The 14,858-nt window shown below is 64.9% G+C and carries 14 protein-coding genes; 6 read left to right on the top strand and 8 right to left on the bottom strand.

Going from position 1 to position 14,858, the window contains the following annotated elements; translation table 11 throughout:
- Positions 1–7 precede the first annotated feature (7 nt).
- Positions 8–982, bottom strand: coding sequence for a cysteine synthase A (locus VGT77_RS08620; RefSeq protein ID WP_327461587.1), 975 nt, complete (start codon positions 980–982; stop codon positions 8–10).
- Positions 983–1,058: 76 nt separating this feature from the next.
- Between VGT77_RS08620 and VGT77_RS08615 the strand changes: the two genes are divergently transcribed.
- Complete coding sequence (locus VGT77_RS08615) at positions 1,059–1,553, top strand: DNA-deoxyinosine glycosylase (protein WP_327461530.1); 495 nt, start codon at positions 1,059–1,061, stop codon at positions 1,551–1,553.
- A 100-nt stretch (positions 1,554–1,653) separates the two neighbouring features.
- Entirely contained in the window at positions 1,654–2,037 is a 384-nt protein-coding gene (locus VGT77_RS08610) for a hypothetical protein (protein ID WP_327461528.1), read from the top strand.
- Between the two features lie 39 nt (positions 2,038–2,076).
- Here the strand turns inward: VGT77_RS08610 and VGT77_RS08605 are convergent, their stop codons facing one another.
- Together VGT77_RS08605 and VGT77_RS08600 are read right to left on the bottom strand one after the other, a co-directional pair.
- On the bottom strand, positions 2,077–2,898 hold the full coding sequence (locus VGT77_RS08605) for an acyl-homoserine-lactone synthase (RefSeq protein WP_327461526.1): 822 nt from the start codon (positions 2,896–2,898) through the stop codon (positions 2,077–2,079).
- A gap of 27 nt (positions 2,899–2,925) precedes the next feature.
- Positions 2,926–3,576, bottom strand: a complete 651-nt coding sequence (locus tag VGT77_RS08600) for a helix-turn-helix transcriptional regulator (RefSeq protein WP_327461524.1) — start codon at positions 3,574–3,576, stop codon at positions 2,926–2,928.
- A gap of 236 nt (positions 3,577–3,812) precedes the next feature.
- Between VGT77_RS08600 and VGT77_RS08595 the strand changes: the two genes are divergently transcribed.
- Positions 3,813–5,792 carry a putative bifunctional diguanylate cyclase/phosphodiesterase gene (locus VGT77_RS08595; protein WP_327461522.1) on the top strand — a complete coding sequence of 660 codons (1,980 nt, stop codon included), beginning with the start codon at positions 3,813–3,815 and terminating at the stop codon, positions 5,790–5,792.
- Here VGT77_RS08595 and VGT77_RS08590 read toward each other — a convergent pair whose 3' ends face one another.
- Positions 5,793–6,476 (bottom strand): transposase, encoded by a 684-nt coding sequence (locus VGT77_RS08590; protein ID WP_327461520.1) that lies wholly within the window; start codon positions 6,474–6,476, stop codon positions 5,793–5,795.
- Positions 6,477–6,612: 136 nt separating this feature from the next.
- Here VGT77_RS08590 and purL point away from each other — a divergent pair, with 136 nt between their 5' ends.
- Positions 6,613–8,835 carry a phosphoribosylformylglycinamidine synthase subunit PurL gene (gene purL, locus VGT77_RS08585; protein WP_327461518.1) on the top strand — a complete coding sequence of 741 codons (2,223 nt, stop codon included), beginning with the start codon at positions 6,613–6,615 and terminating at the stop codon, positions 8,833–8,835.
- A 56-nt stretch (positions 8,836–8,891) separates the two neighbouring features.
- On the opposite strand, the gene VGT77_RS08580 is transcribed toward purL, so the two are convergent.
- Entirely contained in the window at positions 8,892–9,524 is a 633-nt protein-coding gene (locus tag VGT77_RS08580; RefSeq protein WP_327461516.1) for a choice-of-anchor C family PEP-CTERM protein, read from the bottom strand.
- Positions 9,525–9,669: 145 nt separating this feature from the next.
- Here VGT77_RS08580 and VGT77_RS08575 point away from each other — a divergent pair, with 145 nt between their 5' ends.
- Entirely contained in the window at positions 9,670–10,044 is a 375-nt protein-coding gene (locus tag VGT77_RS08575) for a hypothetical protein (protein WP_327461515.1), read from the top strand.
- Positions 10,044–10,532 (top strand): 5' nucleotidase, NT5C type, encoded by a 489-nt coding sequence (locus tag VGT77_RS08570; protein ID WP_327461514.1) that lies wholly within the window; start codon positions 10,044–10,046, stop codon positions 10,530–10,532. The genes VGT77_RS08575 and VGT77_RS08570 overlap by 1 nt, the downstream gene beginning before the upstream one ends.
- Here the strand turns inward: VGT77_RS08570 and VGT77_RS08565 are convergent.
- The 3 genes from VGT77_RS08565 to VGT77_RS08555 form a co-directional block, all read right to left on the bottom strand.
- A complete protein-coding gene (locus VGT77_RS08565; RefSeq protein ID WP_327461512.1) occupies positions 10,529–11,377 on the bottom strand; it encodes a copper resistance protein B in 849 nt (282 codons plus the stop codon). The genes VGT77_RS08570 and VGT77_RS08565 overlap by 4 nt on opposite strands.
- The gene (locus VGT77_RS08560; RefSeq protein ID WP_327461510.1) at positions 11,374–13,101 is read right to left on the bottom strand and encodes a copper resistance system multicopper oxidase; all 1,728 of its coding nucleotides are present in this window, start codon (positions 13,099–13,101) and stop codon (positions 11,374–11,376) included. Before VGT77_RS08560 ends, VGT77_RS08565 begins: the two co-directional genes overlap by 4 nt.
- A 180-nt stretch (positions 13,102–13,281) precedes the next feature.
- The gene (locus VGT77_RS08555) at positions 13,282–14,850 is read right to left on the bottom strand and encodes a long-chain-fatty-acid--CoA ligase (protein ID WP_327461509.1); all 1,569 of its coding nucleotides are present in this window, start codon (positions 14,848–14,850) and stop codon (positions 13,282–13,284) included.
- Positions 14,851–14,858 lie beyond the last annotated feature (8 nt).

Here is a 14,858-nt window from a genome sequence, read left to right as displayed (position 1 = left end):
CGCAAAATCAGGCGTTTGACGCCAGTCCTTTTGCCGCCAGCCACTCCGGATTGTAGAGGGTAGACAGGTAGCGAAAGCCCGTATCGCACAGGATGGTCACGATCCTCTTACCGGGCCCGAGCTGCCGCGCGAGCGCGACGGCACCCGCGACGTTGACGCCGGACGACAGGCCGAGGCACAGCCCCTCCTCCTTCAGCAGCGACTGGACATAAGCCAGCCCTTCCGCGTCGGAGATGCGGAACTGGGTATCAATCGGGGCGCCCTCCAGATTGCCGGTGATCCGCCCTTGGCCGATGCCTTCGGCCACCGAGTTCCCTTCCGAACGAAGCTCGCCACAGGCGAAATATTCGTAGAGCGCGGCGCCATGCGGGTCGGTCAGCGCGATGGTGACCTCCGGATCCTTGGCTTTCAGCCCGAGCCCGACACCGGCCAAAGTGCCGCCCGTGCCGACCGCGCAGGTAAAGCCGTCGATCCGCCCTTCCATCTGGGCCCAGATCTCTTCGGCGGTCCAGCGGATATGCGCCCGGCGATTGGCGATATTGTCGAACTGGTTTGCCCACAGCGCATTCGGCGTTTCTTCCGCGATCCTTCGGGAGGTGTGCACGAAATGGCAGGGGCTGGAATAAGGCGCGGCCGCGACGAGGACCAGTTCGGCGCCGAGCGCCCGCAGCGTATCCATCTTCTCGCGGCTCTGCGTCTCGGGCATGACGATGATCGTCTTATAGCCCTTGGCGTTCGCCACGAGCGCCAGGCCGATGCCGGTGTTGCCGGCCGTGCCCTCGACGATCGTGCCGCCGGGGGTAATCAGCCCCCGCTCCTCCGCATCCTCGACGATGCCGAGCGCAGCCCGATCCTTCACCGAGGCGCCCGGGTTGAGGAATTCGCACTTGCCATAGATTTCGCAGCCGGTCGCCTCACTCGGCCCTTTAAGGCGCACGAGCGGCGTGTTGCCGATGAGCGCCAGCGTGTCGGATATGGTCATGCCCAGCAGGTAGGCGGCAGCGGTGGCGCGAACAAGCAGCCTTGTCTTCGCCACGGCGAAGCGATCATTGGCACCGATGCGTCATGCTTCCTTCCCCGCGGTCGTCGACGCGCACACGCATACGCTGCTGCTCGGCAGCCTGCCGGGTGCCGCATCGTTGGCCGCCCGTCGCTACTATGCCCATCCTCGCAATCAGTTCTGGCGCTTGATGGGCGACGTCTCGGGGCTGCCGTTGCCGGAGCTTAGCTACCAGGAACGTCTCCAAGCCCTGCTGTCGCGCGGCGTCGGGCTATGGGACGTGGTCGCCGATGCCGAGCGGCAGGGCAGCCTGGACGCCGCCATCAAGAATCCCGCCGCCAACGATCTGCAAAGCCTCGTTCTGAGCCTGCCGTCGCTGCGCCTTATCGCCTTCAACGGCGGCACCGCTGGCCGGATCGGAACCTCGGCGCTCGGCCGGCTGGCGAATCGCTATCGTTTCCTCGTGCTTCCCTCCAGCAGCCCGGCGCATGCGATTCCCTACGAACGCAAGCTCGAGCGCTGGCGGCAGCTCGTCGATTGCCCGGCCAAATAGCGGATTTTCCACGAATGACATCGCTGGACAGGCGAACGTCATGTGACAGAATAACGACACACTTGACCGATGTTGCTGCGCCCGCGAAGACCGGACTCCTATGACGAAGATCATTCCCCTTTCCGCCGTTGCGGCGCTGCTGGTCCTCGGCGCGTGCAACAAGTCCAACGAGCCAGAAGTGCTCGACACGAATCCGGATCCGATGGCGAATCAGATCGCCAATGCGGCGCCGGTCGAGCTACCGCCGGCAGTGACTGACAGCGGTATCTATCGCTGCAAGGACAACTCGGTGGTCTATGTCGACTTCCTTGGCGACAAGACCAGCGCGAACGTGCGCACCTCGAAGGACGGCACGCCCACCCAGGTCAAGGCCGGCCCCGAAGGCGGCACGATGACCGGCGGCAACGGCTTCTCGGTCTCCGGCACCGGCAAGACCATCCAGATCGCCGTCAATGGCGGCGCTGCGCAGAGCTGCACGCGCTAGGCGGCTTGTATAAGGGGCCGGCGCCAGCGCCGGCCCGCTTCAGGCCGCGCTGCCCGCGGCCGCCACTCCGAACTGATTGCGGCGGACATATTCGAACGCGCGCTTGTTGAGCTTAGGGTTCGACACCGTCCGCATGATGCTCTGCGCGACTTCCCGCGAATCATGCTCTTGCGGCATCAGCGATGCGGTGAGAGCAGAGGACAGCGCCAGGTCCGCGGCCCGCTCGTGAACGGACCGATCATCGGCCGCGTCAGGCATCAGCTTGATATAGCCCTGTTCAGGCAGGTCGAAGTCCCGACGGATCTTGGCGATCGCCACGTCGCTGGCATCGATCTCGAATGCGATTCCGGTGCCCTCGCCGAAATCGATCGGATCGCCGAGCAGCTTCACCCGCCAACCCATCTGAATGAATAGCGGCAAGAGCCGCACCTCGGCAAAGGCGACGCAACGGGTCCCGCCAGCAGCGCGGGCCAGTTCCAGCGGCGTGATCATCTGGCAAGCGCGCCGGCGCTGATTGTGGCGCGCCCCGCCCGTTTCGAGGCAGATGCCGCGAGTGATCTCCCACACGCCCGGGCCCGTCGGATCGGGCGTGCCGGGGGCAAGGGCGTGGCTGAACACGTCCATCAGCAGCGAGCGATCGTCCGTGGGGCGGTAACGGCACGCCATCGTCAACTGGTCGTTGGCATCGAAGGAGAAGCCATAGACGGCGCGATCGTCGTCATACTGATCGATCTCGAGACCATCCCGCACAGGGATTTTCCAGCCGAGCTCGTCGACGAAGACGGCTTTTCTCAGGCGATGGAATTCCTCGATCTCACGCTCGTAGAGCGCGCGATTGTCCTTCGCGACAACGTGCAGCATGGTAAGCGACCCCCGCCCCGACGGCTGTTAACCGTTCTGGGTCAGCTTATACGTGAATTTTTGGGAACTTGAAGAGCAGTTCTCAAGATTCGTCACAGCTAGCCAGCCACGCCGTGCGGCAAGGGCGATCGCCTCGCCCAAACTGGCCGCGCCGAGCTTCCCGATCGCACTGTCCATCGCTTCGGCAACGGTAGCGACGGTCAGTTCCGCTTCCGCCGCGATATCAACCGGCGCGAAGCCGGCCAGTCGCCGCCCAAGCACAAAGCGCTCGCGCAAGGTGAGGCCGCAATCCGTCTCAATGTCATCAGCGAGTTCCTGAAGCGCGAGCACGCGCGCCGCGAACAACTGCGCATAGCCGCGAACCCGCGCCAGCTGGTCGCGATCGAGGGGCCGGCCCGGGCCGGCGAGCAGCACGCGCGCACCTGGCAACACGCTCGCGTCGAGATCGACGCTTAGGCAGTCGGCCTTGGTCATCAAGCTCGGCATGTCGCCAGCCACAGGGACCAGCGCGTCGCCCGAGCGAGCCAGGCAGAAATGGCCGGAGATGCCGTGCTCAGCGAGCGCGCCGGCGAACAGCTCCACCAACGACTCCGTATCGGGAGCGATGAGCAGCCCGGCGCGCAGCCGCGCGGTCGCGGGCAGATCATTGGGGGCGGCATGGCGAAGGGCGGCACTCACGGTTTAAAGCAATGCCTCAAGAAGGTTAACAGAGGGTTTCCGCGCTAGGGGGTGAGAAGGTAAGAACGCGTTAACCCTTCGCCGGTATCCCCCCTCTTGTGAGGGAAGCGAAGCGACAGGGGGAGGTCGGGAAAAGCCGGCCAGGCGCAAGGGCGCTGTGCAGCCCGGAGGCCGCTGCAAAGGCGCTCGAGCTTGCCGGTCTCGCAACCCTCATCGTCCCTTCGTTACAAGGCACGGTGACCGCGGACCCACGGGCGACTGCCCTGCTCGCGTGCAAGGCGCGAACTCAAGGCTGCTCCCTCCTCCGCCTGGTCGATCGCGCAATGGGACCGGTGGTAATCCGGGCAGTGCGCCAGGCGCTGAGCGGCTCGCCGGTGACGATCGCCGTCCAGGGGAAGACGACCGGCGGCGCGGTGCTGCACGTCGATGCCGGCTTCAGCATCACGCATCTGGATGATGGCAGCCCCGCGCTCTTCGTGACCCTGATCGACCGCACCGAAGAGCGCGAAGAGATCGCCGATCTGAACCGCACGGTCGAGCACCTCTGGTACACGGTGGAACTCAACCCCCAGCTTCCCTGGGTGGCCGACAATGACAAGGGTGTCACCCGCGTCACCGAACGCTATCTGAAGATGGTCGGGCTGAGCGAAGACCAGGCGCTCGGCTTTCTCGGCTGGATGCATGTGCTCCACCCGGAAGACCTGCCTCGAATGCAGGCGACCGTCGGCACGGCGATGATGAACGGCGCTCCGCACGACGTGCGCTGCCGGTTCAAGATGGCGGACGGCAGCTATCGCTGGATGCGATCGCGCGCCTTTCCCCGGCGCGACGACGAAGGCAATATCGTCCGCTGGTACGGCTATACCGAAGACATTCACGAGATCGTGCTGACCGAAATCGAGACGCGCTGGGCGGCCGAGCACGACACACTGACCGGCCTGCCCAACCGCAACCTGTTCAACCAGCGCCTCGACGAACTCACCGGCCGCGCCGCAGACGGGCTGGGCCGTTTGGGGCTCGTCATGCTCGACCTCGACCATTTCAAGGACGTCAACGACATCCTCGGCCATCATGCAGGCGACCGGCTCCTCACCCAGTTCGCCAAAGTGCTGCGCGAGACGATCACGATGGAGGCGACGGTCGCGCGGCTGGGCGGCGACGAATTCGCGATTCTGCTGCCGAACATCGAAGGCCCCGAAACGATCGAGACGCTCGTGGAAGATCTGTTCACCGCGCTCAAGACGCCGCTGCGGCTCGGCGGTCGCGAGTTCGACTGCCGGGCGAGCGCCGGCTCGGCCATCTTCCCGCTGCATGCGACCAACGCGTCGGAGCTGTTCAAACATGCCGACATCGCGCTCTACGAAGCTAAGAATGCCGGGCGCGGCCGCTTCATGAGCTTCGAGCCGGCGATGCGCAGCAAGATGCAGCGCAGAGTCGCCATGATCAACATCGGCCGCGAGGCGGTCGAGAACAAGCGGCTCATCCCCTATTACCAGCCCCAGGTCTCGATGGAGACGGGGCAAATCGTCGGCTTCGAGGCGCTGCTCCGCCGCCGCGATCGCTCTGGCCAGATCTGTCTGCCGGGCACCATCTCCGAAGCGTTCAACGATTTCGAGGTGGCCGAAGCGATCGGCATTGCGATGCTCGACATGGTCATCGCCGACATGATCGAGTGGCGCGACCAGGGGCTCGAATTCGGCAAGATGTCGATCAACGCCTCGGCGGCCGAGTTCCGCAACCGCGACTTTATCACCCGCTTGGTCGACCATATGGATGGCGCCGGCATCCCCCGCGACCGGCTGGTCATCGAAGTGACCGAAGGCGTGTTCGTCGGCCGCTCCGCGCCGATGGCCAACGACCTGATCACCGAGCTCAAACAGGCCGGCTTCGGCATCTCGCTCGACGATTTCGGCACGGGCTACGCGTCCCTCACCCATTTGCGTGAAATCCCGGTCGATGCGCTGAAGATCGACCGCAGCTTCATCCAGGACCTGTTCGCCGACACCGGCGTCGACAGCGCGGCCATCGTCTCCGCCATCATCAAGCTGGGCCAGGGTCTCGGCAAGACGGTTGTGGCCGAAGGCATCGAGACCGAACGCCAGGCCGCCTTCCTGCGCCAGCATGGCTGCTCGGCAGGCCAAGGCTATCTGTTCGGCCGCCCCGCCCCGAAGTCCGTCGTCGAAGACCTTCTCTCCCAGCGTTTGCAGATCGCCTGACTAACGGCCTCCGGACCTCAAAAAATAGGGACCAGTCCCTATTTTTCGGGGACGACCGCGCGGACGCCGCAGGCTCTGTTCACTCGTTCCTCCAATCGCCGTATTTCCGATCGGCCGTCCACTGCGCAACGCTGCTTCGATAGCATCATCCCGATCCGCAGCTTCGGCTCCGTCGGTGAGATACGCTTTCCAGTTCGACGCAAGCCCGCCAAGCTCGCCGATCTCTGTCAGGCCATCGTTCGTGAGGCCAAGGTGCGCTCGGGCGCTCGACCAGCGCCAATCTGCCGCATTGGCGGCCATTCCGGCCTTGACGGGATTATTCTCGACATACCGCACTGCCGCCAACAGGTGACGGTCATCCATCGGGTAACTGGCAAAGCGCCCTTGGAAGAGGTGCCCCGACTCGCCCAGCCGCTTGTTGATCCTGAACGAGTAGGCCGTATGCACGCTCGCGAGCGGCGCGCGCAGCCCGTCGGGCGTGGTGGGCCTCAGGATCAGATGCACATGATTATCCATTAGACACCAGGCAAGGCACGTGGTCTCAAAGCGCCTCAGCGCATCGCGCAGCAGCGTCACATAGAGGCGCCGATCGGCATCGTCGTGAAATATCCGCTGCTGCCGGTTGCCGCGCTGAATGACGTGGTGCGGAAGTCCGGGAACGACGATCCTCTGGCCACGCGGCATATCAGCTCGAAAAACAGGGACAGTCCCTATTTTCTACGCGTCAGCGCCGGCGCGCACAAGTGGCAGTTGAAAATAGGGACTGTCCCTATTTTTGGAGCGGTTGGCGTTCGGACGCGGTGAAGCTAGGGCGCGGGGCATGTCCGAGATTACGCCTGAAATCGTTGCCGAACACGGCCTGTCCCCGGAAGAATATGAGCGCGTGCTGCACGCGATGGGGCGCGAGCCGAACCTTACCGAACTCGGCATCTTTTCGGTCATGTGGTCGGAGCATTGCTCCTACAAATCGTCGCGCATCCACTTGAAAAAGCTGCCGACCAAGGCGCCGTGGGTAATTCAGGGTCCGGGCGAGAATGCCGGCGTGATCGACATCGGCGACGGGCTCGCCGCCATCTTCAAGATGGAGAGCCATAACCATCCATCTTACATCGAACCCTATCAGGGTGCGGCGACCGGCGTCGGCGGCATCCTGCGGGACGTGTTCACCATGGGCGCCCGCCCGATCGCCAACATGAACGCGCTGCGCTTTGGCCGGCCCGACCATCCGAAGATGCGGCACCTGATCGCTGGCGTCGTCCACGGCATCGGCGGCTATGGCAATTGCGTGGGCGTGCCGACCGTCGGCGGCGAAGTGAACTTCCACCCGGCCTATGACGGCAACATCCTGGTCAACGCCATGACGGTCGGCATCGCCGCGACCGACAAGATCTTCTATTCGGCCGCTGCCGGCATCGGCAATCCGGTGGTCTATGTCGGATCCAAGACCGGCCGCGACGGCATTCATGGCGCGACCATGGCTTCGGCCGATTTCGACGATGCTTCGGACGAGAAGCGTCCGACCGTGCAGGTCGGCGATCCCTTTACCGAAAAGCTGCTGATCGAGGCCTGCCTGGAGCTGATGGCGTCAGACGCCATCGTCGCCATCCAGGACATGGGCGCCGCCGGCCTTACTTCATCTTCGGTCGAAATGGCGTCGAAAGGCGGCGTGGGGATCGAGCTCGACATGGATGCCGTGCCCTGCCGCGAGACCGGCATGACGCCCTATGAAATGATGCTCTCAGAAAGCCAGGAGCGCATGCTGATGGTGCTGAAGCCCGGGCGCGAGGCGGAAGCCGAGGCGATCTTCCGCAAATGGGAACTGGACTTTGCGGTCATTGGCCGGATCACCGACACTGGCCAGCTGGTGCTGAAGTGGCAGGGCGAGACGGCAGCGGACATTCCGCTGGGCCCGCTCGGAGACGATGCGCCGGCTTATGACCGGCCCTGGGTTCCGACTCCGAAGCCTGCACCGCTGTCCAACGTTCCGGGCGAGAATATCGACATCGCCGCCGACCTGCTGAAGCTGATCGGCTCGCCCGACCTCGCCTCGCGCCGCTGGGTGTGGGAGCAGTACGATCACATGGTCGGCGCGGACACCGTCCAGCGCCCGGGCGGCGACGCGGCGGTCGTGCGCGTGCACGGGACGGAGAAGGCGCTCGCCATCACCACCGACTGCACGCCCCGCTATTGCTTCGCGGACCCGGTGGAGGGTGGCAAACAGGCCATTGCCGAAGCGTGGCGGAATCTCACGGCCGTGGGCGCACGCCCGCTCGCCGCCACCGACTGCATGAACTTCGCCAACCCGCAGCGGCCGGAGATCATGGGCCAGTTCGTCGGCTGCATAGAAGGCATGGCCGAAGCTTGCACTAGGCTCGACATGCCGATCGTGTCCGGCAACGTGTCGCTCTACAATGAGAGCAAGGCGACGGGCGGCGGCTCCGCCATCCTGCCCACGCCGGCGATCGGGGCGGTTGGTCTCCTCGAAGACTGGACCAAGTCGATGACGATCGGCTTCAAGGGCGTCGGCGACGTGATCCTCTGCGTCGGCGAGCGGACCGGCCATCTCGGTCAATCCCTTTGGCTACGCGAAATTCATGACCGGGAAGAAGGCCCGCCACCGCCCGTCGATCTAGATGCCGAGCGCCGCACCGGCGACTTCATCCGCGCCGCGATCGAGCATGGCCATGTCTCGGCCTGCCACGATGTCTCGGACGGCGGCATCGCGATTGCATTGGCCGAAATGGCACTGGCGAGTGGCATTGGCGCAATGATTGACAAGCCCCAGCCATTCGGTTGTGCGCGCAGCTTCTTCGGCGAGGACCAGGGAATTTACGTCGTGACGGTGCCCGACGGCGCGCTGATCGAGTTCCTCAACACCGCTCACGTCGCCGGGGTCACCGTCGAGCCGCTCGGCCGCACGATCAAGAACCGGCTGATCTTCGAACGGCCCGAGCGCGACTGCGTGGTCAGCATCGAAGACCTTCGTGCCGCGCACGAAGGCTTTTTCCCACAGCTAATGGGTGCTGACGCCGCGCTCGCCTGACCACGAGAAAGGGCGCGGAGATCGAACCTCCGCACCCTTTCAATCGGTCGAAAACCTCAGGCGAAAACGGCGTTGCTCCGGCGGCGCCGAGCGGCCGCGCCGAGCAAGGCGAAGCCGCCGATCATCATCGCCCAGCTGGCCGGTTCCGGCACCGCGGCGATGCGGACATTGTCGAGCGCAGGGCCGAAGCAGCAGCCTCCCGAACTGTCCGAAGCGAAGCTGATCAGCGCCGACGAGCCGGTCGCCAGGAAACTGTAGCTAACCGTTTCCCATTTCATGTTCGCGCGGTTGCTGGTCGCGTCGCTATAGCTGAAGTTGAAGGTCTGGCCGCCCGCCGTGAACACGCCCGTGCGCGGCGTCACGCCGCCGTCCGGATTGCGCGACACGTCGAAAGTTACGGTGTAGGACTGGCCGGCAGTGAGGCCCGTCACGACCTGGCCGAGCGTACCGATTGCGTTGCCCGAAAGGTCGACGCTGCGAACTCCGTCAGACGCCTGCCAATAGGAGCCGATATAGTCGACCGAGCCGCCAAGAACGGTCCAGTCGGTTATCCCATTGCTGCCGGCGCCCAAGGTCGTGAAACTACCGGGATCGATGCCGTTCTCGAAACTGCCGTTCGCGATCGTCACGGCACCCGCCGCCGCCGGCAGAGTCACGGCAACAAGTGCCGAAATCAATAACTTGCGCATATCCACCCCCTTACGCAGCTGAACTCCGCTGTCTTCTATATATTAACCATGATGTCCTGGCCACGATGCATGCAAAATCTTGTGTGCCGATACGGCACACAGGTGCCGGCGCAACTCCTGCAGCACGTTCCCCGTTGAGACGGAAATGGGACGATCTCAAGTGACCGGATGGCGGCTTGACGCGGAGGAGCGCAAGCAGCTGCTGGATCGGTTCGCGCCGAAATTCCGGGACATTGTCGCCGACCATGTGACGCTTCAGTTCGGCGGAAGTTGCGCGCTGCCCACGGAGCGGTCGGGAGAGGTGATCGGCGAGATCGACGATGGCGCCGGCGTGCAGGCACTCATCGTCCGGATCGGCGGCACCAGCGATCGGCCGGACGGCTCGACCTATCACATCACCTGGTCTCTTGACCGCAGCCGTGGCCGCAAGCCGGTCGAGAGCAACGACGTGATCCGCGCGCTCGGCTGGCGCCCGCTCGCCGAGCCGGTGCCGATTACGCTCCAACCGGCGAGGCTTTGATGCAGCTTTATCTCGATTGCGATGGCGTGCTCGCAGACTTCGACAAGGCAGCGACCGAGCTGCTGGGCATGCCGCCGCGCGTGTTCGAAAAGCGGCACAATCCGGGCGAGTTCTGGAAGCGGCTGGCGCGGCATCCGGACTTCTATGGCACGCTGCCGCTGATGCCAGATGCAATGGAGCTGTTCGAGGCGGTGCGGCACCTCGATCCGATCATTTTGACCGGCCTGCCGCGCGGGAACTGGGCGGCGCCGCAAAAGGTGCGCTGGGCGGCCGAGCACTTCCCCGGCACCCGGATCATCACCTGCATGGCAGTCGATAAAAAGCGCCATGCGCGCGACGGCGATATCCTCGTCGACGACACGGTCAAATACCGGCATCTGTGGGAGGAGGCGGGGGGCATATTCATCCACCATCGCTCGGCCCGCACCACGATCGAAGAACTTAGAGCCGTGATCCCGGAACTCACGTCACCGGCAGCAAGCGGCTAGAACCAGGCCCGCAGGCCCAGAAGGAAGTTCCAGCTGCCCGCCCGCTCTCCCTCCGCACGGGCAAAGCGCGCCGTGTCGCCAAAGCGGCGCTCGTAACCCACGCCGAGATAGGGCGCGAACTCGGGGACGAACTGGTAGCGGAGCCTTAGGCCCAGGTCTGCGGAGGACAGGCCTGAGCCGATGCCAAGTTCCGGCACGTCCTGCGCCGCCAGCTCGAATTCAATGCGTGGCTGAAGGATCAGCTTGTTGGTGATGCGCTGGTCATATTCCGCTTCGAACCGGGCCGTCAGGTCGCCCGTGGTCGATAGAAAGGCGGCGGCGTCGATCTCGAACCAATAAGGCGCCAAGCCCTGAATGCCGACGACGAGGTGAGCGCGATCAGGCCGCGGCCGGACGTCATACCGAACGCCAAGTTGAAGATCGAAAAAGGGCCGTATCGCGCGGCTCCACAGCGCCTGCACTTCGGCTTCGTCGAGACTGCCGTCGAACTCGCCCTCGCCTTCGGTCTTGAGCCACAGCTTGTCGTAATCGCCGCCGGTCCAGGCATCGCCTTCCCAGGCATAGCCGTTGCGGCCTTTGCGTGCCTGCAGCTCCAGCCGATCGATCAGCATGCGGCCGGTGGTCATGCCGCCATGTTCAGCGATCAGCGCAGTCCGGCGCTTGGCTGCCATGAGGGCCGGATCCCAGATGGTGTCTGCCGCATGCTCGGGTCCGGATGACGCAGCGGGAGGCAGCAGCGTCTCCGCCTTCGCAGCCTTCGGCGTGCAATGGCCCATGGCAGCGTGCTCAGGCGTACAGGGATCGGCCTGAGCGAGCGCTGCAGCCAGCGCGAGCGGCCCGATCACGCCTTCGGCTCGTTAAGCGGCCGCACCTTGACCACGTTCATCATGCCTGCGTGCATGTGGTAGAGGAGGTGGCAGTGGAACGCCCAGTCGCCGGGCGCGTCCGCGGTCAGGTCGAAGCTCGCCTTGCCGCCCGGCATCACATTCACTGTGTGTTTGATGGGGTTTCCGTGCGGCTGGCCGGTGACGACCTCGAAGAAGTGTCCGTGCAAGTGGATCGGGTGGTTCATCATCGAGTTGTTGATCAGGTTCACCCGCACCCGCTCGTTCCGCTCGAAGCGGATCGGCTCGGCGCCCTCGTTGAGCTTGCGGCCGTCGAACGACCACATGAAACGCTCCATATTGCCGGTCAGGTGGATGTCGACCTGACGCGCGGGGGGGCGCTTGTCCGGGAAGGGCACCAAAGGCGAAAGCTGGTGATAGGTGAGCACCCGATGCGGCGCGTCCTCCAGCCCCGTCGGCCGGTCGCCGGTGCGATCGGCTGGCATCGGCGCGACCATGTCGATCCCGGGCCCGCGCTTCACGTGCGGCGGCAGCAGCGACAGGTCGCGCATCTTGTGGTTCATCGCGCCGCCCCCGGGCGTGCAATGGCCCATGGCCGCGTGCTCGGGCGTGCACCCGGCATCGCCATGGCTCATGCCCATGTCTTTCATGCCGAGCGTCGGGCGGGGGCGGAGCGCCGGCACCGGCGCGACCATGCCGAGCCGCGGCGCCAGCGTCGCCCTGGCCATGCCCGACCGATCGATCGACTCCGCGACCAACGTATAGGCCCGGTCGCCGGGTGTGACGACCACGTCGTAGGTCTCGGCGACCGAGACCTGCAGCTCATCCGTCTCGACCGGCCGCACATGCTGGCCGTCGGCCTGCACCACCGTCATCGGCAAGCCCGGTATGCGGATGTGGAAGATCGACATTGCCGAGGCATTGATGATGCGCAGCCGCACGCGCTCGCCGGGACGGAACAGCCCGGTCCAATTCTCTTGCGGGCCATGGCCGTTGATCAGGTAAATGTAGGTGGCGCCCGTCACGTCCGCGATGTCGGTCGGGTCCATGCGCATGCGGCCCCACATCAGCCGGTCGGACGCGCTCATCTGGCCGCTCGCGAGCGTCTGGCGCTGACGGTTGAAATAGCCGCCTTCCTGCTTGAGCTTGGCGATCACCTGGTGAGGGTGCCGCCAGGTCCAATCGCTCAGCACGATCACATGTTCGCGGTCAAACGCGATCGGATCGGCGCCGGCTGGGTCGATGACGAGCGGCCCGTAATGGCCCATCTGCTCCTGCAGGCCGGAATGGGAATGGTACCAATAGGTCCCGTTCTGGACGACCGGAAACTCGTAGGTGAAGGTCTTGCCGGGTGCGATCCCGGGAAAGCTGATGCCGGGCACGCCGTCCATGTGAAAGGGCAGGATCAGCCCGTGCCAGTGGATGGAGGTGTCTTCGTCCAAGCCATTCTCGACATGCAGCCGCACCCGCTGGCCTTCGCGCAGCCGAATGAGCGGCGCCGGCAGCACGCCGTTGATCGTGATCGCATGACCTTCCCTGCCGCCGACGCGAAAGGCGCTGTGGCCGACGCGCAGGCGGATATCCTCACCCGACAGGGTCTGCGGACTCGCCATTCCAGTGCTGCCGCTGGTTGCCCAGGCGGGCAGAAGCGCCGACAGCGCAAGACCGCCGGACCCGAAGGCCGCACCTCGCAGCAACTGCCGACGATCAATCACGAAAAACATACCTCCGCGCTCGTGGACTAGATAGTGCTCACCCCCTTCACCGCAACGATAAAGCCTCTCGTCGTTGCAGCAGCGGGCGTTCGGGCGTCTCCCAAGATCGCGAAGGCGGCCCAGCAATAGGGATGGGACGTGTTCGCGTCGTTTATCAGCCCGACCGGCGCATTGCGCAGAACATACGCCTTAGCCGATGCGCCGCTCTCCCTCTGGCCAATAGGGCCGGCGCAGCTCCTTTTTCAGGATCTTGCCGGACGGATTGCGCGGCAGCGCATCGACGAAATCGATCGATTTCGGAACCTTGTAGCCGGCGATCCGCTTACGCGCGAAAGCGATCAGTTCGTCGGCTTGTGGCTCGCGTCCCGGCTCCGGCACCACCACCGCCTTCACCGCCTCGCCCCATTTCGGGTCCGGTACGCCGATCACCGCGCAGTCGCGCACTCCCGGATGCTCGTGCAGCGCATTCTCGATTTCGACCGGATAGATATTCTCGCCGCCGGACACGATCATGTCCTTCACTCGGTCGTAAAGGTAGAGATAGCCGTCCGCGTCGAGATATCCGGCGTCGCCCGTCCGGTACCAGCCGCCCTCGACGAACGCTCCGGCGGTCGCATCCGGCAGCCTGTGATAGCCGCCCATCACCAAGGGCGATCGCACCAGCACTTCGCCGATTTGGCCGCGCGGGAGCGGATTGCCGGCAGCGTCGGCGATCCTTAGCTCCACCTCGGGAAAGGGCTTGCCGCAGCCGGCCATGCGGGGCGTGCCGTCGACATGGTGATCCTCGGGCGGCAGATAGACGATGGTGCCGCTGGTCTCGGTCGCGCCATACATCTGGACGAAGCGGGCGTTCGGGAACAGCGCCATCGACCGCTTGAGGATGTCGAGGGGGATCGGCGAGGCGCCGTAGAGCAAGGTCGTCAGGCTCGAAAGGTCGGCGCCTCGTGCGCGCGGATGGTTGAGGATCATCGCCAGCACGGCAGGCACCGCGAACATCTTGGTGACGCGCTGCCGCTCAATTGCGTCGATGATGTCCTCGATCTCCGGCTTGCCCAGCAATATGCCGGTCGCTCCGGCGTTGAGCGTGTTCACCGTCCAGCCGGTGCCGCCGATATGGAATTGCGGCATGGCGATCAGCGAGACATCCTCCTCCACCCATGCCGCCCAATCCTCGCCGAGCAGGCGGCTCTGGTGCATCGCCGCGGATAGGCTGCCATGGGTCAGGATGGCGCCCTTTGGCGCGCCAGTGGTGCCGCTGGTGTAGAGCTGGATCGCACCATGATGCGCCTCGCAGGCGTGGCAATCGGGATCGGGCGCAAAGCCGCGGATCCAGGCTTCGAACGGCGGCAAGCCGTCATGCTTTGCGTCGACCAGCAGCACACGCCCGACCGTGCCCGGCGTGATCTGCGGCAGCCGCTCGGCTTCGGTGACGAGCAGCGCCAGCTCGGCATCTTCGGCAATGTAGGCGACTTCGCGCGCGACCAGCCGCCAGTTGATGTTGACCGTCACTGCGCCAATCCGCAGCGCCGCCTGCATCAGAACCGCATAGTCGATGCTGTTCAAACCAAGATAGCCGACCCGGTCGTCCGGTCCGATGCCCAGCAACCGGAGCGCCGCGACTGCCCGCAGCACCAGATCGTGCAGTGCGCCATAGCTGAGCCGCCGGTCGCCCAGCACCAGCGCGGTCCGGTCGGGTGCGGCAGCGGCTCCGCGCTCGGTCATGTCAGCCAGTACCAGCGGCCGCGCTTCTCTCTGCATGGGCCCTC

Source organism: Sphingomonas sp., from assembly GCF_035944535.1.
In the GTDB taxonomy this organism is placed as follows: domain Bacteria; phylum Pseudomonadota; class Alphaproteobacteria; order Sphingomonadales; family Sphingomonadaceae; genus Sphingomonas_B.
This window is presented reverse-complemented; position numbering and strand designations above follow the sequence as displayed.